The sequence below is a fragment of the Rathayibacter sp. VKM Ac-2926 genome, assembly GCF_022815565.1.
Taxonomy (GTDB): domain Bacteria; phylum Actinomycetota; class Actinomycetes; order Actinomycetales; family Microbacteriaceae; genus Rathayibacter; species Rathayibacter festucae.
The window spans coordinates 52,767-70,378 of the sequence record NZ_JALGRS010000008.1 but is presented as its reverse complement, the minus strand read 5'-3'; the positions used below and the strand labels follow the sequence as shown (position 1 = coordinate 70,378).

Sequence of the window (17,612 nt, the reverse complement as noted above, 5' to 3'; positions counted from 1 at the left end):
GGACAGAACGATGGATGCCCCCAACCCGATCCAGGTCCAGAAGTACCTCTCCGGGATCGACTACCCGGCCTCGAAGGACACGATCGTCGAGACCGCCGAGAAGGAGGGCGCCGACAGCGACGTCCTCGACGCCCTCCGCGCCATCCCGGCCGGCGACTACGACAAGCCCACCGACGTGAGCTCCGCCGTCTCGAACGTCTGACCCCTCCGCGAGATGCCACTTGTGAGCGCGACACGCCGTGTCGCCCGCTCACAAGTGGCATCTCGCACGTAGAGGCCGCACCTGCGGTGCGGCTCCCCCTCATGCTGGCCGAGCAGCCCCGCATCACGAGGTCGCACCTCCGGTGATGCTGCCCTTCCATGCTGGTCGAGTAGCCGTCCGCAGGACGGCGTATCGAGACCCCGCCCCGCCCGCACTCAGGCCGAGACGATCTCCCGCTCCTTCAGCACGCCCGACTCCAGTGCCGCGAACGAGAGCACCTTGTAGCCCTCGGACTCGAAGAAGATCGTCGCGCGGTCGTCCTCGACGCTCATGACGGTCCCCGCACCCCACTCGCGGTGCTCGACGGCCTCGTCGACGCTCAACGGCGCCTCGGAGGGAGCCGCGGACGCCGCCTCGTCGGCCGCCTCCTGGCGCGCCTCGTGCCGCTCGCAGCCGTCGCAGTTGCCGCACCACTCCGGCCCCTCGACGCCGAAGTAGTCCAGCAGCACGCGCCGCCGGCACTGCGAGGTCTCCGCGTAGGCCCGCATCATCGACAGCCGCGACTCGGCGATCCGCTCGCGCGAGGCGAGCTCCTCCTTCACCGCGCGCACCGCGTCGTCCCCGCTGGCGTCGCTCACGGCCCGCAGGCCGCCCTCGGTCTCGAGCAGATCCGCCTCGGCGAGGTCGTTGACCAGCCGCGCGACGGTGCGCGGCGACTTGCCCAGCGCCTCCGCCAACTCCTCGACCTGGACGCCCGGCCTGTCGGACACGGCCGCCCAGACCACCCGCAGCGCGGCCGGCTCGACCCGGCGCTTGGCGAAGAAGCGCCGCAGCCCCAGATCCTCGAGCCGGTAGTGCAGCGCACCGGTCGCGGGCTCGCCGTCGCGCCCCGAGCGCCCGATCTCCTGGTAGTAGGCGTCCAGCGACTCGGTCGTCGTCGCGTGCAGCACGTAGCGCACGTCGGCGCGGTCGATCCCCATCCCGAAGGCGGAGGTGGCGATCACCACGTCGAGCTCGCCGTCGCGCCAGCGCTCGTGCACCTCGCGCCGCTCGCTCGTCTTGAGCCCCGCGTGGTACGCCGCGACGCTCCGGCCCGAGTCCGCGATCTCCGCCGCGTAGGTCTCGGTCTCCTTGCGCGTGGCGACGTAGACGAGCCCTGGCGCCGTCCAGCTGCGCGCCTCCTCGACCACGGCCGCGCGCTTCTCGTTCTCGCTCTCGTGGCGGTGCACCACGAGGCGGATCTCGGGGCGGTCGACGCCGTGCACCTGCACCTCGGGGTCGGTCATGCCGAGCCGGTCGATGATCTCCTCGCGCACCGGCCGGGAGGCGGTGGCCGTCATCGCGAGCACCGGCGGGTCGCCCAGCGCACTGCGGACGTCCTTGAGTCGCAGGTAGTCCGGGCGGAAGTCGTGGCCCCAGGAGGAGACGCAGTGCGCCTCGTCGACGACCAGGAGCGAGACGCCGGCCGCGGCGAGCCGGGCGACGTTCTCCTCCTTGGCCAGCTGCTCCGGAGCGAGCAGCACGTACAGCGGGCCGCCCTCGTCGATGCGCTCCCAGGCCCGCGCGACGGCGGCGGTGCCCTGCGCGGAGTTGATGGCGACGGCGGGCGGCGCGGCCGGCGCGGCCTCGATCGAGGCGAGCTGGTCGGCTTGCAGCGCGACGAGCGGCGAGACGACGAGCACGACGCCTCCGCGCTCGGCGCCGGCGATCTGGTACACGGCGGACTTGCCGCCGCCCGTGGCGAGCACCAGCAGCGTGTCCCGGCCCGCGGCGGCCGACTCGATGGCCTCGCGCTGCCCCGGCAGCAGCGACGTCCAGCCGAAGTCCTCGCGAGCGATCCGATCGACGCTGCTGCGCGTGATCTTCTTCGTGGCGGTCTTCTTCGCGGTGGTCTTCTTCGCGCGGCTCTTCTCAGCGGCGGCGGTCGTCGTGGCAGTGGTCTTCTTCGTGGCGGTGGTATCGGAACTGCGGGTCGTGCGGGACGAGCTCATGCTTCGACGCTACGACTCCGCCCCCGCCGAGCGTCTCCACTTGACAGCTCCGGGGAGCACGGTGAAGCCACCGCCCCGCCCCGCGCCGGTCGCAGAGCGCCGGAGCGCCCCCCTGCTGGTCGAGTAGCGCCGGAGGCGCGTATCGAGACCCACCTACCGCCGGAACGTGTCAAGACCCTGACGCCCGCGACCACCCGGATGCTCCGATGGACACACCGACGAGAGGAGCCCCCGTGCCCGAGAACGTGAACGAGGACCTGCCCGAGCAGGAGTCCGACCTGACCCCGAACACCGGCGGCGCGCAGACCGTGCTGCCCGGCGAGGACGCGACCGACGCGAGCGCCGCGGGCGCCGCTCCGGGAGGCACCGCCATCGACCGCGGCGTCTCCGACACCGTCACGGAGGGCGACAGCGCCGGCGACACCGTCTCCGGCGACGCCGACCTCCCGGACGACACCGACGGCCCCGTCACCGACGAACGCGCCTCTGCCGACTGAGTCGAGCCCGCCAAACCGCGAGATGCCACTTGTGCGCGCGACACGCCGTGAAAGGCGTGCACAAGTGGCATCTCGCGGAGACGCGTCAGGCTCGGGACACCACCGGGCTGAAGAGCGTGCCGATGCCCTCGATGTCGATCGCGACCGTGTCGCCGTTGGCGATAGGCCCGACGCCGGCGGGCGTCCCGGTCAGGATGATGTCGCCCGGCAGCAGCGTGAACACCCGCGAGACGTAGGCGATGATCTCGGGCACCCCGTGGATCATGTCGCCGGTGTTCCCGGACTGCAGCCGCCGTCCGTTCACCCGCGTCTCCAGCGCGCTCTCGTTCCAGACGAACTCGGTCTCGATGACCGGCCCGATCGGGCAGAACGTGTCGTAGCCCTTCGCCCGGGCCCATTGCCCGTCCGACTTCTGCAGGTCGCGCGCCGTGACGTCGTTCGCGATCGTGTACCCGAAGACGACGTCCTCGTAGTCCTCCGCCCGCACGTTCCGCGCGATCGCCCCGATCACGACCGCGAGCTCGCCCTCGAACTCCACCTGCTGGCTGTCCTCGGGCAGCACGATCGCCTCGTCCGGCCCGATCACCGAGGTGTTCGGCTTCAGGAACATCAGCGGCTCGGCCGGAGCGTCGCCGCCCATCTCGGCCGCGTGGTCGGAGTAGTTCTTGCCGATCCCGATCACCTTCGAGCGCGGGATCACCGGCGCGAGCAGCTTCGCCTCGGCGAGCGGGATCCGCTCCCCCGTGGTCTCGAAGCCCGCGAACATCGGGTCCCCGGCGAGCACGACCAGGTCGTCCTCGTCCAGGATCCCGAAGTGGATCGCGCCCCCGTTGTCTCCGGAGCGCTGCGTGGCGAATCGTGCGATCTTCATGCGTCCAACCTCGTCATCCAGCCGTGCGTGTCCTCGCGACGTCCGTACTGGATGTCGGTCAGCTCCTCGCGCAGCGACATCGTCAGCGCGCCGGCCGGCGCGCCCTCGTGGCCCACCGAGAAGCCGTCGCCCTTGAGCTCGGCGATCGGCGTGATGACCGCCGCGGTCCCGCAGGCGAACACCTCCACCACGTCGCCGGACTCGACCCCGTCGCGCCACTCGTCGATCGACACCTGGCGGCGTTCCACGCGGTGACCGCGGTCCTCGGCCAGCTGCAGCACGCTGTCGCGGGTGATCCCCTCGAGGATCGAGTCCGACTCCGGCGTGACGAGCGTGCCGTCCTTCTTCACCAGCACCACGTTCATGCCGCCGAGCTCCTCGATCCAGCGCGACTCCTGCGAGTCGAGGAAGAGCACCTGCGCGCAGCCGTGCTGGTACGCCTCCTGCTGCGGCAGCAGCGACGAGGCGTAGTTGCCGCCGGTCTTCGCCGCTCCCGTGCCGCCCTTGCCCGCGCGGGCGAAGGACGTCGACAGCCAGATCGACACCGGGGCCACGCCGCCGGAGAAGTAGGCGCCGGCCGGGCTCGCGATCACGTAGTAGCCGACCTCCTCGGCCGCGCGCACGCCGAGGAACGCCTCCTTGGCGAACATGAACGGCCGCAGGTACAGGCTCGTCTCCGGCTCGGACGGCACCCAGGCGCCGTCCGCCGCGATCAGCTGCCGCAGCGACTCGACGAACAGCTCGGTCGGCAGCTCGGGCAGTGCGAGCCGGCGGGCGGAGCGCTGCAGCCGGCCGGCGTTCGCCTCCGGGCGGAAGGTCCAGATCGAGCCGTCCGCGTGGCGGTAGGCCTTCATCCCCTCGAAGATCTCCTGCGCGTAGTGCAGCACGGCCGCGGCCGGGTCCAGCTGGATCGGGCCGTACGGCTCGACGCGCGCCTGGTCCCAGCCGCCGGCGCGCGACCAGCGGATGTCGACCATGTGGTCGGTGAAGTGGACCCCGAAGCCGGGGTTCGCGAGGATCCGGGCGCGCTCCTCGTCGGAGCGGGGCGCGGGATTGGCGGTCACCTCGAAGGCGAGGGCCTGCGCGGGGAGGGTGTCGGTCATGAGGGGTTCTTCCTGGAGTGGTGTGGGGCCCGGGGGCGGGGGCCGGAGAGGAGGGTCAGCGGAGCCGCGAGACGACGGAGTCGCCGATCGCGGCCGTGGAGCGCGGGGTGCCGTCGCGCGACTCGATGTCGGCGGTCACGGCCGCCGTCACGCGGGCGGCCTCGTCGCCGCGACCCAGGTGGTCGAGCAGCAGCGCCACCGACAGGATCGCGGCGGTCGGATCGGCGAGCTGCTTCCCGGCGATGTCGGGCGCGGATCCGTGGACCGGCTCGAACATGCTGGGGAACGCGCCGTCGGGGTTGATGTTGCCCGAGGCCGCGAGTCCGATGCCGCCGCTGATCGCGCCGGCCAGATCGGTCAGGATGTCGCCGAACAGGTTGTCGGTGACGATGACGTCGAACCTAGCAGGATCGGTCACCAGGAAGATCGTCGCCGCGTCCACGTGGAGGTAGTCGACGGCCACGTCCTCGTAGGTGGCCCCTACCTCGTCCACGAGCCGCTTCCACAGCGAGCCCGCGAAGACCAGCACGTTCGTCTTGTGCACCAGCGTCAGCTTCGAGCGGCGCTTGCGGGCCAGCTCGAAGGCGTGCCGGACGACGCGCTCGACGCCGTAGGCCGTGTTCACCGAGACCTCGTTGGCGATCTCGTGCGGCGTCCCCTGGCGGATCGACCCGCCGTTGCCGACGTACGGCCCCTCGGTGCCCTCGCGGACGACGACGAAGTCGACCTCGCCGGGCGCCGACAGCGGCGACGGCACGCCCGCGTAGAGGCGGGTCGGGCGGAGGTTGACGTAGTGGTCGAGCGCGAAGCGCAGGCGCAGCAGCAGCCCGCGCTCGATGTTCGCGTCCTTGAGGCGCGGGTCGCCGGGCACGCCGCCGACGGCGCCGAGCAGGATCGCGTCGTGCGCGGAGATCGAGGCGAGGTCCTCGTCGGTGAGGACGTCGCCGGTCTCGAGGAACCGGCCGGCGCCGAGCGAGAACGGCGTCTTCTCGATCACCAGGTCGGAGTCGGCGGTGACGGCGTCGAGGACCTTCACGGCCTCGGCGATCACCTCCGGTCCGATCCCGTCTCCGGGGATGACGGCGAGCTTCACGGTGCGGGTCATGGCGGTCCTCAGACGTGCGGGGGGCACGGGCCGGAGTGCTGCGCGTCCAGAGGACTGGGCGCGCGGAGCACTCGAGCGTGCGGGGCAGGAGACCAGCCCAGCGTACTCTCGGGCCGCCGCCCGCGCCGGTCGCGCCGCGTCAGCTCCGGCGCAGGCGCCAGGCCGCGACGACGCCGGCGAGCAGCACCAGTCCGACGCCGATCCAGGCCGACCAGCCGACGCCCGCGTCGAACGCGGCTCCGGCCGAGGCGAGCAGGCTCGACGCCGACTCCGCAGGGATCTCGCCCGCGACCGCGACCGCACCGCCCAGGGTCTCCCCCGCGCGCTGCGCCTGGCCGGCGTCGAGGCCGTCGGGCAGCACCACGCCGCTGCGGTAGGCGGCCGTCAGCACCGTGCCGAGCGTCGCCGTGCCGAGCACCGCGCCCAGCTCGTACGCCGTCTCCGACACCGCCGAGGCGGACCCGGCCTTGTCGGCGGGCGCGTTCGCGAGCACCAGCTCGTTGGAGACCGTCTCGGCCGCGCCGATCCCGAGGCCGAGGAAGGCGAACGAGACCGCGACGGTCAGCGCGGAGGCGCCGCCGGGAGCCGCACTGCCGATCGCGAGCAGCGCGTAGCCCACCGCCGAGATCACGAGTCCGGCCGGCACGACGATCCGCGGCGAGATCCGCCGGGCGATCGGCACCACGCCGAGCCCCGCGCCGATCATCACCACGAGTCCGGGTACCAGCACGAGCCCCGCCTCGAGCGGCGAGAGGCCGACCACGAGCTGGAGGTGCTGCGAGACGAAGAACAGCCCGCCGACCAGCGCGACGACGCTGAGCAGGTTGACCACGATGGCCGCGCTGAACGAGCCGCGGCGGAAGAGCGAGAGGTCGAGCATCGGCACCTCGCGGCGCTGCTGCCGTCGCACGAAGAGCACGCCGCTCACGACGCCGACCACGAGCGAGAGCACCGCGACCGCGTCGATCCCGTGCTCGGCGGCCGACTTGATCGCGTAGACGATCGGCGCCATCGTCGCGAGCGACAGCACGATGCTGACCACGTCGACCGGGCCCGGCTTCGGGTCACGCGACTCCGGCACCAGGATCGGCGCGAGCACCACCAGCGGCAGCAGCACCGGCACCGCGAGCAGGAACACGGAGCCCCAGGGGAAGTTCTCCAGCAGCACGCCGCCGACCAGCGGGCCGACGGCCGAGCCGACCGCGAACCCGGTCGCCCAGATCGCGATCGCCATCCGGCGCTGGTCGCGGTTCGGGAAGAGGCTGCGCAGGAGGGAGAGGGTCGAGGGCATCAGGGTGGCGCCGAAGAGACCGAGCGCGGCGCGAGCAGCGATCAGGGCGCCGGCCGTCGGAGCGAAGGCCGCCGCGACGGAGACCACCGCGAAGCCGACCGCGCCGATCAGCAGGAGCTTCCGCCGGCCGACCCGGTCGCCGAGGCTGCCCATCGCCACCAGCAGTCCGGCGAGCACGAGCGGGTAGGCGTCGACGATCCAGAGCAGCTCGGTGCCGGAGGGACCGAGGTCCTCCGCGATCAGCGGCAGCGCGAAGTTGAGGACGGTGTTGTCGACCGAGACGAGCAGCACCGGCAGCATCAGCACGGCCAGCGCGAACCAGGCGCGGCGCCCGACGCGGGGACCGTCGGGCTCGACGGCGGCGCGCGAGGCGGGGCCGGGGGTCGTGACGGTGGTGACAGGTGCGGTGCGGGCGGACACAGTGATGCTCTCTCTCGAACGGGGTGATCGCCACCGAGTATACCGTCCAGCCGGTACAGTAGCCAGGGGCGGAACCGGGATCCGTCCCTAGGATGGAGCCCATGCCCGCCGCCCCCGCCCGCGACCGCGTCCTCGACGCGTTCGAGGCCCTGCTGATCGAGCAGGGCGAGCGCTCGGCCACCCTCGACGCCGTCGCGAAGGCCGCCGGAGTCTCCAAGGGCGGGCTGCTCTATCACTTCCCCTCGAAGGACGCCCTCGTCGACGGACTCGTCGGACGGCTCGACGACCGCCTCGCCGAGGACATCGATCGGATCCGCACGTCCGACGAGGGCGTCGTGCCGTACCTGATCCGCACCTCGTTCGCCGCGGACACCCCCTTCGACCGCACCATCCTCGCCGTCTCGCGCGTGGCCCAGGGGCACGACGAGCGCGCGAGCGCCGGCCTCGCCCGCATCCACGACAGCTGGTACGCCGTCGTCGCCGAGGCCGTCGGCGACCCCCTGGTCGCCCGCGCCATCGTCCTGCTGAGCGACGGCCTCTACTACAACTCCGCCCTGCTCCCCACCGGCGACAGCCCCCGCGGCGAGGCCGCCGACGTCCTCGCCGTCATCGCCCGCCTCCTCCCGAGCTGACCCCCGGAGGAGCACCAGCCCGAAGGACGCGGAGCATGCTGGTCTTGTAGCTGCCGACAGGCATGCTGGTCGAGTAGCCGGCCGCAGGCCGGCGTATCGAGACCCGCCGCCTACAGCCGCACGGACCCCTCGATCAGCGTCGCCGTCGCCCCGCCGATCCACACGTCGTCCCCCACGCGCTCCACGAGCACGCGTCCCGCGCGCCCCATCGCCGTCCCCTGCGCCGCGACGTACCGCTCGGGCGCCAGCCCGGCCCCGATCAGCCACTGCGCTATCCCCGCGTTCAGGCTGCCCGTCACCGGATCCTCGGCGACCCCCGCATCCGGGATGAACGCGCGCACCTCGAAGGCGCACTCCGCCCCCGCCGGATGCGGCCCGACCACGCCGACGGCGAGCCCGCCGAGCCGCGCTGACTCCGGCCGGATCGCGAGCACCCGCTCCGCCGACTCCAGCCGCAGCGCCAGCCAGCCCGGCCCGTTGTCGGCCCACTCGTGCCCGAGGATCTCCTCGCGCGCGAGCCCCAGCGCCGCCGCCGCGCGCGCCAGCGTCGGCTCGTCCACCGGCCCCGTGCGCTGCCGCGGCGGTGCCGCGAACGCGATCGCCCCGTCCGACACCCGGAGCCGCACGAGCCCGGCCGCGCACTCCTGCACCAGCACTCCCGAGTCGCGGGGCACTCCCCCTACCGCGAGCCAGGCGTGCGCACTGCCGAGCGTCGGGTGCCCGGCGAAGGGCAGCTCGCGCCGCGGCGTGAAGATCCGCAGCCGGTAGTCGGCCTCCGCGGTCGTCGGCGGCAGCAGGAACGTCGTCTCCGACAGGTTCGTCCAGCGCGCGAACACGGCCATCGACGCGTCGGACACGCCGTCGCCGTCGACGACCACCGCCACCGGGTTGCCGAGGAACGGCTCCGCGCCGAACACGTCGACCTGGGCGAACCTGCGCTCCATGCTGCCGTCTCCTCCGCCGCGCTCGGACCTACTCGGTGATGTCGATCTCCTGCATCAGGTCGGCGTCGATCGCGACGCGGACCTTCTCCAGCAGTCCGTCCGGCGCCGGCGAGTCGATCGTGATCACCGAGAGGGCCTTGCCGCCCGCCTCGGTGCGCGCGATCTGCATGCCCGCGATGTTGACGGAGGCCTCGCCGAATTCGCGCCCGTAGACCGCGACGATCCCGGGACGGTCGACGTAGCTCATCACCACGTGGTGCTTCGCGAGCGGCACCTCGACGTCGTAGCCGTTGATCGCGACGAGCTTCTCGACCTGCTTGGTGCCGGTCAGCGTGCCCGAGACCGAGATCTGCGAGCCGTCCGAGAGGGCGCCGCGGAGCGTGATCACGTTGCGGTACTCGTCCGAGACCGCGTCCGTGATCAGCCGCACCTCGATGCCGCGCTGCTCCGCGAGCACCGGCGCGTTGACGTACGACACCGTCTCCGACACCACGTTGCTGAAGACGCCCTTGAGCGCCGCGAGCTTGAGCACCTTGACGTCGAAGCCGGCCAGCTCGCCGCGCACCTCGACGTCGATCGACGTCACCGGCGAGGCGGCGAGGCCGGAGAAGACCTGGCCCAGCTTCTCCACCAGCGGGATGCCCGGGCGGACGTACGGGTCGATGACGCCGCCGGCGACGTTCACCGCGTCCGGCACGAGCTCGCCCGAGAGCGCGAGCCGCACCGACTTCGCGACCGAGACGCCCGCCTTCTCCTGCGCCTCGTCGGTCGACGCGCCGAGGTGCGGAGTGACGACCACGTTCTCGAGGGCGAGCAGCGGCGAGTCGGTCGGCGGCTCCTTGACGAACACGTCGAGCCCGGCGCCGGCGATGGTCTTCGCGACGAGCGCGCGGTGCAGCGCGTCCTCGTCGATCAGCCCGCCGCGGGCGACGTTCACCAGGAACGCGGTCGGCTTCATCAGCGCGAGCTGCGCGTCCGAGATCATCCCGGTGGTCTCCGGGGTCTTCGGCATGTGGATGGTGATGAAGTCGCTCTGCGCGAGGAGATCCTCGAGCGGCAGGAGCGTCACGCCGAGCTGCTGCGCGCGGGCGCTGGTGACGTAGGGGTCGTAGGCGACGACGTTCACGCCGAAGGCCTGCAGGCGCGCGGTGATCAGCGCGCCGATGCGGCCCAGGCCGATGATGCCGACGGTCTTCTCGTAGAGCTCGACGCCGGTGTACTTCGAGCGCTTCCAGAGACCCTGCGCGAGCGCGCTGTGCGCCGCCGGGATGTGCCGGGCGAGGCTCAGGATGTGGCCGACGGTGAGCTCGGCCGCCGAGATGATGTTCGAGGTCGGCGCGTTCACGACCATGACGCCTGCGGCGGTCGCCGCGGTGATGTCGACGTTGTCGAGACCCACGCCGGCGCGCGCGACGACCTTCAGCGAGGGGGCCGCGGCGATCGCCTCCGCGTCGACCTGCGTCGCGGAGCGGACCAGGATCGCGTCGGCCGAGGCGAGCGCCTCGAGCAGCGCGGGGCGGTCGGTGCCGTCCACGGAGCGGATCTCGAAGTCGGGACCGAGGGCGTCCACGGTGGCGGGCGAGAGTTCTTCGGCGATCAGGACGACCGGCTTAGTCACGAGAGGCGCTTCCTTCGGAGAGGGGACGGAGCGGGCACCGAGCACGAGGGCCGGTGGAGCCCCCGCCACTGTAGCGGAGGGCCGCAGCCGTCCCCGGCCGTGTGACGTCCGGTCTCGCCCGGTGGCGAACGACGCGTCTAGAGCGAGACGAGGCTCTCGAATCCGAGGATCAGCTGCACGTCGAGCGACAGCGCCGCGGAGAGGCAGAGCGCCGCGAACAGCAGCCCGGTCCGCGCCAGGAGCCCGCGCCGGCGGCCGAGAATCAGTGCCAGCACGAAGCAGACCACCGGCAGCGCCAGCCCGAGCAGCAGCACCGCCCAGCCCGTGCCGTTCAGGTCGGTGCCGAGCGTGGCGGCGTAGGTGCGCAGCCCGACGAGGTTGCCGATCCCCTCCCAGACGTCCCAGGCGAAGAAGAGAGCGAAGACCGCGGCGATCAGCACCGAGAGGAGGAGGCGCCGGCGCGGGTCGCTGCGGCGCGCACCGCCGAGGGTCGCCTTCGCCGAGCTCTCGGTCGAGGTGGAGTCGGTCGATGCGGTGTCGCTCATCACGCCCCCTTCAGGAACGGCAGGGGTGCCAGCAGGATCAGCCCGGCGATCAGCCAGAGCACCCTGGTCCGGGTGCGGGCGTTCCGCGTGCCGAGCAGCACGGCCGCGAACCAGGCGGCCGGCCCCGCGACCGCGAGCCAGAGTCCGAGCCCGTAGAGCCCGCCGCCGAGCGCGTCGCCCGCGAACGTCGCGGCGACCGTGGCGTTCTGCCGCGTCGCGGTGATCATCCAGCCGATCGTGGAGAGGAGGTAGAGACCCGCCGCGACACCCATCGCCACCAGCAGCACCGAGGAGGCGGCCGCCGCCTCCGCGGGATCGCGCTCGTCGTCGTCGTCCGGCTCCTCGTCCGCGTCGTCCTCGCGCAGCTCGTCCGGCAGCTCCTCGACGTCGCCCTCGCGCGCCGCGCGCTCCGCCGGGGCCGAGCGGACCGCCCGCGGCGCCTTCCGCCGCGCGGTCCCGTCACCGGCCACCAGGGTGGGGTCGCCGCCCTCGCCCGCCCAGCTGAGCGCGTCGTCGTCCCGGTCGTCCTCGGGTCTGCTGTCGATCACCGCAACACCCTAGCCGCGCGGCCTCGCCGTCGGCTCGGAGCAGCCCGACACCTCCCCGCCACCGCGGCGTCACCGCCCGGCCTCCCCGGCGGGCGACCCTTCGGGGGATGGCGGAGCAGTCGGGGACGGACGAGCGCGCGGTGGAGGCCGGCCGGCGCCGCTACGTCGCGATCGGCGACTCCTTCACCGAGGGCGTCGGCGACCCGCACCGGCTCCTGCCCAACGGCGTGCGCGGCTGGGCCGACCGCGTGGCCGACCGGCTCGCCCGCGCCGAACCCGGCTGGGAGTACGCCAACCTCGCGATCCGCAGCAAGCGGCTCGCCCAGATCACCGCGGAGCAGCTGACGCCCGCGCTCGAACTGCGGCCGACCCTCGTCACCCTCTACGCCGGCGGCAACGACATCCTCGACCTCGGCACCGACATGCGCGTGCTGATCGACGCTTACGAGCACCTGGTCGACGCCCTGGCGACGACGGGCGCGTCGCTCGTGCTCTTCACCGGCTTCGACATCCCCGGGCTGCCCGCCCCGCGGATGTTCGTGAAGCGCAACCGCGTCTACAACAGCGCCGTCCGCCGCATCGCCCGCGAGCGCGGCGCCGTCCTCGTCGACTACTGGCGGATGCAGGCGTTCCGCGACGCCGCGATGTGGTCGAGCGACCGGATGCACCTCTCCAAGCGCGGGCACCGCGTGCTCGCGGCCCAGGTGCTGGACGTCCTCGGCGTGCCGCACACGATCTCGGTGGGCCCGTGGGACCCGCCCGAGCCGCTCACGCCGCGCGAGCTGCTGCGCGACCAGTACCGCTGGGCGCACGACTGGGTGCTCCCCCTCGTCGGCCGGAAGATCCGCCGGGTGACCCTGGGCGACCACCTCTCCCCGCGCTGGCCGGAGCCCGTGCTCGTCCCGCCCAAGGGCGGCCTGCGCCGCCTCGCCCGCGACGCCGCCCGCTGACGAGCGTTCACGCGCAGAACATCAGCCGAGAGCACTCGTCATCCGCCATCGGCGATGAGCAGCACTCTCCGCTGATGTTCTGCGCGACGAGTCGCCCGATCCCGATGCGCCGGCCGCTAGGACAGCAGCGGCAGCCCCGCCACCAGCAGCAGCGCCACCGCGAGCATCACGATCGGCGCCACCCGTCCCGCACCCGCGCTCGACGGCGCCGGCCTCCGCGCCAGTCCGGTCAGCCGACGGCGGTCGATCGCCGCCACTCCCCCGCGCACCGACAGCGGTCCTTCCTCGAGATCCCCCGGCCAGCGCTCGACCAGCAGCCCGCGGCTCCGGGCCAGGGCGGCGTCGGACGCGCGCAGCACCGCCAGCGGCAGCCCGTTCGCCTGGGACGAGCCGATCCCGGCCGCAGCTCCGGCCGCGACGACGACCGCCGCGGTGACGACGGCCCCCTCCGAGCCCTGCAGGGCGATCGCCGCGATCATCAGCAGCACGCCGGCGAGCGCGAGGACGATGCCGACGAGCGAGAGCGCCGAGAACAGGAGGGAGTGGGCCCGCAGATCCCGCGTGGCCGCCCTCCTCCTCGCCTCGGCCCGTGCCGCACGCGACGGCGCGAGGATGCCGACGAGGTCCGCCGGCGAGAGCGCGTCCTCCGGCAGGCGCACGTCGAACGGCAGATCGGCGGTCTCCGCGAGGTCGTCCCGGCCGAGGTCGGCGGGGACCGACCACGCGGCCCGGGCGAAGCGGGCTCCCGCGGCCTCCGTCCGTCGCCGCAGGGCGGTGGCGGTCGCCACGAGGACCCCGCCTGCGATCAGCGCGAGCGCGAAGGCCGTGACCGTCCGCAGCGCCACCGGCGCCGACTCGAGGATCCCGCCGGACGCCAGCGCGAGCGCCGCCGCCAGCCCACCACCGGCCAGCCCGCACAGCACGATCCCCGCCGACACCTCGCACGACAGCCCGTCCCGCGCCGCCGCCACGCCCTCGTCCCACTGCCGCAGCCGCCGTGCCCGTCGCTCCATCCGCCCCACGCTACCCGCGTGCCCCGTGAGCTCCCCCGCGTTCCGCCTGCTGATCGAGCAGCCCGCAGCGGGCGTCTCGAGATCCACCCGCACAAGAACAAGGGTCTGCAGACCCGCCCTGCTGACGACACCGGGTCTCGATACGCCGCTCCGCGGCTACTCGACCACCATGAATGGAGCCCCTCCGAGGAAGTCGGCTCGACTCCACGGCGGACCGCATCCGTTTCATGCTGATCGAGTAGCCCGCGCAGCGGGCGTATCGAGATCCACCACCGCCCGAACAACGGCCCCCCGGACGCGACGGAGCCCCGGCACCGCCGACGTCCGCCGCAGAAGCGGTGTCCGTCGACGGCCCGGGGCTCCAGGTCGTCAGAAGCGGGCGACTAGCGCGCGACGCTGCCGTCGGTGTAGTCCTCGTCGGTCTGCTTCCAGGCGAAGAGCTTGCGCAGCTCGCGGCCGGTCTCCTCGATCGGGTGCTTCTCGCCCTTGGCGCGCAGCTCCTGGAACTCGGGCGCTCCCGCGTCCTGGTCCGCGATGAAGCGCTTCGCGAAGGCACCGTTCTGGATGTCGCCCAGAACGGCCTTCATGTTCTCCTTGACGCTCGGGTCGATGACGCGGGGGCCGGACACGTAGTCGCCGTACTCGGCCGTGTCGGAGACCGACCAGCGCTGCTTGGCGATGCCGCCCTCCCACATCAGGTCGACGATCAGCTTGAGCTCGTGGAGCACCTCGAAGTAGGCGATCTCGGGCTGGTAGCCGGCCTCGACGAGGGTCTCGAAGCCGTACTGGACGAGCTGCGAGGTGCCGCCGCAGAGCACGGCCTGCTCGCCGAACAGGTCGGTCTCGGTCTCCTCGGTGAAGGTCGTCTTGATGACGCCGGCGCGGGTGCCGCCGATGGCCTTCGCGTACGACTTCGCGGTCTCCCAGGCGGTGCCGGTCGCGTCGTTCTCGACGGCGATGATGTCCGGGATGCCGCGGCCGGCGACGAACTCGCGGCGCACGGTGTGGCCCGGGGCCTTCGGCGCGATCAGGATCACGTCGACCCCCGCGGGGGCCTCGATGTAGCCGAAGCGGATGTTGAAGCCGTGCGCGAAGGCGAGGGTCTTGCCCTCGGTCAGCTTGTCCGCGATCTGCTCGCTGTAGATGGCGCGCTGGTGCTGGTCCGGCGCGAGGATCATGATCAGGTCGGCCCACTCGGCGGCGTCGGCGACGCTCTTGACCTCGAACCCGTCGTCCTCGGCCTTGGCGGTCGACTTCGACCCCTCCTTGAGAGCGATGACGACCTGGACACCGGAGTCGCGGAGGTTCTGCGCGTGCGCGTGGCCCTGCGAGCCGTAGCCGACGATCGCGACCTTCTTGGACTGGATGATGGAGAGATCGGCGTCGGCGTCGTAGATGAGCTCGGTCACGTGATGCTTCCTTTTCTGGTTGTGGAGTGGGCGGAGCAGAGGGGACGGCGCGGAGCCGTCAGTTCTTGAAGACGCGCTCGGTGATCGACTTCGAGCCGCGGCCGATGGCCAGCAGGCCCGACTGGGCGATCTCCTTGATCCCGTAGGGCTCGATGACCCGGAGGAACGCGGTGGTCTTGCCGGAGTCGCCGGTGACCTCGATCACCAGGGCGTCGGTCGCGACGTCGACCACGCGGGCGCGGAAGAGGTTCACGGCCTCGAGCACCTGCGAGCGGGTGACGTTGTCGACGCGCACCTTCACGAGCAGGTGCTCGCGGTGCACCGACTGGTCGGGGTCGAGCTCGACGATCTTGATGACGTTGATCAGCTTGTTCAGCTGCTTGGTCACCTGCTCGAGCGGGAGGTCCTCGACGTCCACGGCGACCGTGATGCGCGAGAGCCCCTCGAGCTCGGTCGGCCCGACGGCCAGCGACTCGATGTTGAAGCCGCGGCGCGCGAACAGCCCCGCGACGCGGGTGAGCAGTCCCGGCTTGTCCTCGACGAGCAGGGAGAGAACGTGGTGGGTCATGCGGTCTACTCCTCGTCGTCCCAGGTCGGGCTGTGGTCTCTGGCGTACTGGACGTAGCTGTTCGAGACGCCCTGCGGGACCATCGGCCACACCATGGAGTCGCGGCTGACCACGAAGTCGATGACGACCGGCCGGTCGTTGGTGGCGATCGCCAGCTCGATGGCCGCGTCGATCTCCTCCGGCTTGGTGACCCGGATGCCCAGGGCGCCGTAGGCCTCCGCGAGCTTCACGAAGTCCGGCACCCGGACGGTGTCGTGCCCCGTGTTGAGGTCGGTGTTCGAGTAGCGGCCCTCGTAGAACAGGGTCTGCCACTGGCGCACCATGCCGAGCGAGGAGTTGTTGATCACCGCGACCTTGATCGGGATGTCGTTGATCGTGCAGGTGGCGAGCTCCTGATTGGTCATCTGGAAGCAGCCGTCGCCGTCGATCGCCCAGACCGTGCGGTCCGGCTCGCCGACCTTGGCGCCCATCGCCGCGGGCACGGAGTAGCCCATCGTGCCGGCGCCGCCGGAGTTGAGCCACGAGTTGGGGCGCTCGTACTTGATGAACTGCGCCGCCCACATCTGGTGCTGGCCGACACCCGAGGCGAAGACGCCCTCGGGTCCGGTGATCTCGCCGATCCGCTTGATCACGTACTGCGGGGACAGCAGGCCGTCGACCGGCTCGGTGTAGCCGAGCGGGAACTCCTCCTGCAGGCCCTTGAGGTAGGTCCACCAGTCGGCCGTGTCGGGCGCGGCGCCGTCGATCGCCTTCGCGAACGCGTCGGTGAGGTCCGGCAGGACGTCCTTCAGGTCGCCCACGATCGGCACGTCGGCCGTGCGGATCTTCGAGATCTCCGCCGGGTCGATGTCGACGTGCACGACCTTGGCGTTGGGCGCGAAGAGCGCCGCCTTGCCGGTCACGCGGTCGTCGAAGCGCGAGCCGAGCGCGAGGATCAGGTCCGACTCCTGCAGCGCGAGCACCGCGGGGACGGTGCCGTGCATGCCGGGCATGCCGAGCTGCTGCTCGTGCGAGTCCGGGAACGCGCCGCGCGCCATCAGCGTCGTGACGACGGGAGCGCCGCAGGCCTCGGCGAACGCCAGGAGCTCGGCCGCCGCACGGGCGCGGATGATGCCGCCGCCGACGTACAGCACGGGCTTCTTCGCCTCGGCCAGCAGCTGCGCCGCGGCCTGGATCTGCTTGCCGTGCGCCTTCGTCACCGGGCGGTAGCCGGGCAGGTCGACCTTGGGCGGCCAGACGAACGGCGCCGCGTCCTGCTGCGCGTCCTTGGTGATGTCGACGAGCACCGGGCCGGGGCGGCCCGTCGTCGCGATCAGCACGGCGGAGGCGAGCGCCGAGGGGATGTCCTCGGGGCGCGTGACCAGGATGGAGTGCTTGGTGATCGGCATCGTGATGCCGACGATGTCCGCCTCCTGGAAGGCGTCGGTGCCCATCAGCGTCGAGAAGACCTGACCGGTGATCGCGAGCATCGGCACGGAGTCCATGTACGCGTCCGCGATCGCCGTGACGAGGTTGGTCGCGCCGGGCCCGGAGGTCGCGATGCAGACGCCGAGCTTCCCGGTCGCCGCGGCGTAGCCCTCGGCCGCGTGGCCGGCGCCCTGCTCGTGGCGGACCAGGATGTGGCGGATCTTCGACGAGTCCATCAGCGGGTCGTAGACGGGCAGGATCGCGCCGCCGGGCAGGCCGAAGACGTCCTCGATCCCGAGCATCTCGAGCGAGCGGACGACCGCCTGCGCTCCGGTGAGCGACTCGGCGACGGGAGCGACCGCCGTCGCGGACGCAGCGGAGCGGGGTGGCTGGGGGGTCGGGGCGGGAGGCGCGGCGGACGGGTCCGGGGTCATGCGGGTGTCGATTCCTTCGAAGCGGTGTGCGGCGGCGGGCACCGGGGGCTCGGAGTGCGAGCGA

General features: G+C 72.3%; 17 protein-coding genes. 4 read left to right on the top strand and 13 right to left on the bottom strand.

What is annotated here, in order from left to right:
- The first annotated feature begins 10 nt into the window (after positions 1 to 10).
- Complete coding sequence (locus MT351_RS12570) at positions 11 to 202, top strand: DUF2795 domain-containing protein (RefSeq protein ID WP_123737261.1); 192 nt, start codon at positions 11 to 13, stop codon at positions 200 to 202.
- A gap of 215 nt (positions 203 to 417) precedes the next feature.
- Here the strand turns inward: MT351_RS12570 and MT351_RS12565 are convergent, their stop codons facing one another.
- The gene (locus tag MT351_RS12565) at positions 418 to 2,193 is read right to left on the bottom strand and encodes a RecQ family ATP-dependent DNA helicase (RefSeq protein ID WP_243582335.1); all 1,776 of its coding nucleotides are present in this window, start codon (positions 2,191 to 2,193) and stop codon (positions 418 to 420) included.
- A gap of 233 nt (positions 2,194 to 2,426) precedes the next feature.
- Between MT351_RS12565 and MT351_RS12560 the strand changes: the two genes are divergently transcribed.
- Complete coding sequence (locus tag MT351_RS12560; protein WP_243582334.1) at positions 2,427 to 2,690, top strand: hypothetical protein; 264 nt, start codon at positions 2,427 to 2,429, stop codon at positions 2,688 to 2,690.
- 85 nt (positions 2,691 to 2,775) lie between these two features.
- Here MT351_RS12560 and MT351_RS12555 read toward each other — a convergent pair whose 3' ends face one another.
- From MT351_RS12555 to MT351_RS12540, 4 genes are all read right to left on the bottom strand, one after another.
- Complete coding sequence (locus tag MT351_RS12555; protein ID WP_123447967.1) at positions 2,776 to 3,561, bottom strand: fumarylacetoacetate hydrolase family protein; 786 nt, start codon at positions 3,559 to 3,561, stop codon at positions 2,776 to 2,778.
- The gene (locus tag MT351_RS12550) at positions 3,558 to 4,664 is read right to left on the bottom strand and encodes a branched-chain amino acid aminotransferase (RefSeq protein WP_243582333.1); all 1,107 of its coding nucleotides are present in this window, start codon (positions 4,662 to 4,664) and stop codon (positions 3,558 to 3,560) included. The genes MT351_RS12555 and MT351_RS12550 overlap by 4 nt, the downstream gene beginning before the upstream one ends.
- A gap of 55 nt (positions 4,665 to 4,719) precedes the next feature.
- Positions 4,720 to 5,769, bottom strand: a complete 1,050-nt coding sequence (locus MT351_RS12545) for a 3-isopropylmalate dehydrogenase (RefSeq protein ID WP_123734015.1) — start codon at positions 5,767 to 5,769, stop codon at positions 4,720 to 4,722.
- 139 nt (positions 5,770 to 5,908) lie between these two features.
- Complete coding sequence (locus tag MT351_RS12540) at positions 5,909 to 7,480, bottom strand: MFS transporter (protein ID WP_243582332.1); 1,572 nt, start codon at positions 7,478 to 7,480, stop codon at positions 5,909 to 5,911.
- 101 nt (positions 7,481 to 7,581) lie between these two features.
- On the opposite strand from MT351_RS12540, the gene MT351_RS12535 reads away from it, so the two are divergent.
- A complete protein-coding gene (locus tag MT351_RS12535) occupies positions 7,582 to 8,112 on the top strand; it encodes a TetR/AcrR family transcriptional regulator (protein ID WP_123447970.1) in 531 nt (176 codons plus the stop codon).
- Between the two features lie 110 nt (positions 8,113 to 8,222).
- Here the strand turns inward: MT351_RS12535 and MT351_RS12530 are convergent, their stop codons facing one another.
- From MT351_RS12530 to MT351_RS12515, 4 genes are all read right to left on the bottom strand, one after another.
- The gene (locus tag MT351_RS12530; protein WP_243582331.1) at positions 8,223 to 9,056 is read right to left on the bottom strand and encodes a PhzF family phenazine biosynthesis protein; all 834 of its coding nucleotides are present in this window, start codon (positions 9,054 to 9,056) and stop codon (positions 8,223 to 8,225) included.
- A gap of 28 nt (positions 9,057 to 9,084) precedes the next feature.
- On the bottom strand, positions 9,085 to 10,674 hold the full coding sequence (serA, locus tag MT351_RS12525) for a phosphoglycerate dehydrogenase (protein ID WP_243582330.1): 1,590 nt from the start codon (positions 10,672 to 10,674) through the stop codon (positions 9,085 to 9,087).
- Between the two features lie 137 nt (positions 10,675 to 10,811).
- On the bottom strand, positions 10,812 to 11,219 hold the full coding sequence (locus tag MT351_RS12520; protein ID WP_243582329.1) for a hypothetical protein: 408 nt from the start codon (positions 11,217 to 11,219) through the stop codon (positions 10,812 to 10,814).
- Positions 11,219 to 11,767, bottom strand: coding sequence for a hypothetical protein (locus MT351_RS12515; RefSeq protein WP_132438300.1), 549 nt, complete (start codon positions 11,765 to 11,767; stop codon positions 11,219 to 11,221). The genes MT351_RS12520 and MT351_RS12515 overlap by 1 nt, the downstream gene beginning before the upstream one ends.
- A gap of 107 nt (positions 11,768 to 11,874) precedes the next feature.
- Between MT351_RS12515 and MT351_RS12510 the strand changes: the two genes are divergently transcribed.
- Positions 11,875 to 12,717, top strand: coding sequence for an SGNH/GDSL hydrolase family protein (locus MT351_RS12510; protein WP_132438301.1), 843 nt, complete (start codon positions 11,875 to 11,877; stop codon positions 12,715 to 12,717).
- A 116-nt stretch (positions 12,718 to 12,833) separates the two neighbouring features.
- On the opposite strand, the gene MT351_RS12505 is transcribed toward MT351_RS12510, so the two are convergent.
- The 4 genes from MT351_RS12505 to MT351_RS12490 form a co-directional block, all read right to left on the bottom strand.
- Positions 12,834 to 13,730, bottom strand: coding sequence for a hypothetical protein (locus MT351_RS12505; RefSeq protein WP_243582328.1), 897 nt, complete (start codon positions 13,728 to 13,730; stop codon positions 12,834 to 12,836).
- A 383-nt stretch (positions 13,731 to 14,113) separates the two neighbouring features.
- Positions 14,114 to 15,139, bottom strand: coding sequence for a ketol-acid reductoisomerase (gene ilvC / locus MT351_RS12500; protein WP_123447977.1), 1,026 nt, complete (start codon positions 15,137 to 15,139; stop codon positions 14,114 to 14,116).
- Between the two features lie 58 nt (positions 15,140 to 15,197).
- Positions 15,198 to 15,707, bottom strand: a complete 510-nt coding sequence (gene ilvN / locus MT351_RS12495; protein WP_123447978.1) for an acetolactate synthase small subunit — start codon at positions 15,705 to 15,707, stop codon at positions 15,198 to 15,200.
- 5 nt (positions 15,708 to 15,712) lie between these two features.
- On the bottom strand, positions 15,713 to 17,548 hold the full coding sequence (locus tag MT351_RS12490) for an acetolactate synthase large subunit (RefSeq protein ID WP_132438513.1): 1,836 nt from the start codon (positions 17,546 to 17,548) through the stop codon (positions 15,713 to 15,715).
- Positions 17,549 to 17,612: the final 64 nt, after the last annotated feature.

Coding starts and splice junctions, on each gene's coding strand:
- MT351_RS12570 (WP_123737261.1), top strand. CDS start 11: ATGGATGCCCCCAACCCGATCCAGGTCCAGAAGTACCTCTCCGGGATC.
- MT351_RS12565 (WP_243582335.1), bottom strand. CDS start 2,193: ATGAGCTCGTCCCGCACGACCCGCAGTTCCGATACCACCGCCACGAAG.
- MT351_RS12555 (WP_123447967.1), bottom strand. CDS start 3,561: ATGAAGATCGCACGATTCGCCACGCAGCGCTCCGGAGACAACGGGGGC.
- MT351_RS12550 (WP_243582333.1), bottom strand. CDS start 4,664: ATGACCGACACCCTCCCCGCGCAGGCCCTCGCCTTCGAGGTGACCGCC.
- MT351_RS12545 (WP_123734015.1), bottom strand. CDS start 5,769: ATGACCCGCACCGTGAAGCTCGCCGTCATCCCCGGAGACGGGATCGGA.
- MT351_RS12535 (WP_123447970.1), top strand. CDS start 7,582: ATGCCCGCCGCCCCCGCCCGCGACCGCGTCCTCGACGCGTTCGAGGCC.
- MT351_RS12530 (WP_243582331.1), bottom strand. CDS start 9,056: ATGGAGCGCAGGTTCGCCCAGGTCGACGTGTTCGGCGCGGAGCCGTTC.
- MT351_RS12520 (WP_243582329.1), bottom strand. CDS start 11,219: ATGAGCGACACCGCATCGACCGACTCCACCTCGACCGAGAGCTCGGCG.
- MT351_RS12510 (WP_132438301.1), top strand. CDS start 11,875: ATGGCGGAGCAGTCGGGGACGGACGAGCGCGCGGTGGAGGCCGGCCGG.
- MT351_RS12505 (WP_243582328.1), bottom strand. CDS start 13,730: ATGGAGCGACGGGCACGGCGGCTGCGGCAGTGGGACGAGGGCGTGGCG.
- ilvN (WP_123447978.1), bottom strand. CDS start 15,707: ATGACCCACCACGTTCTCTCCCTGCTCGTCGAGGACAAGCCGGGACTG.
- MT351_RS12490 (WP_132438513.1), bottom strand. CDS start 17,548: ATGACCCCGGACCCGTCCGCCGCGCCTCCCGCCCCGACCCCCCAGCCA.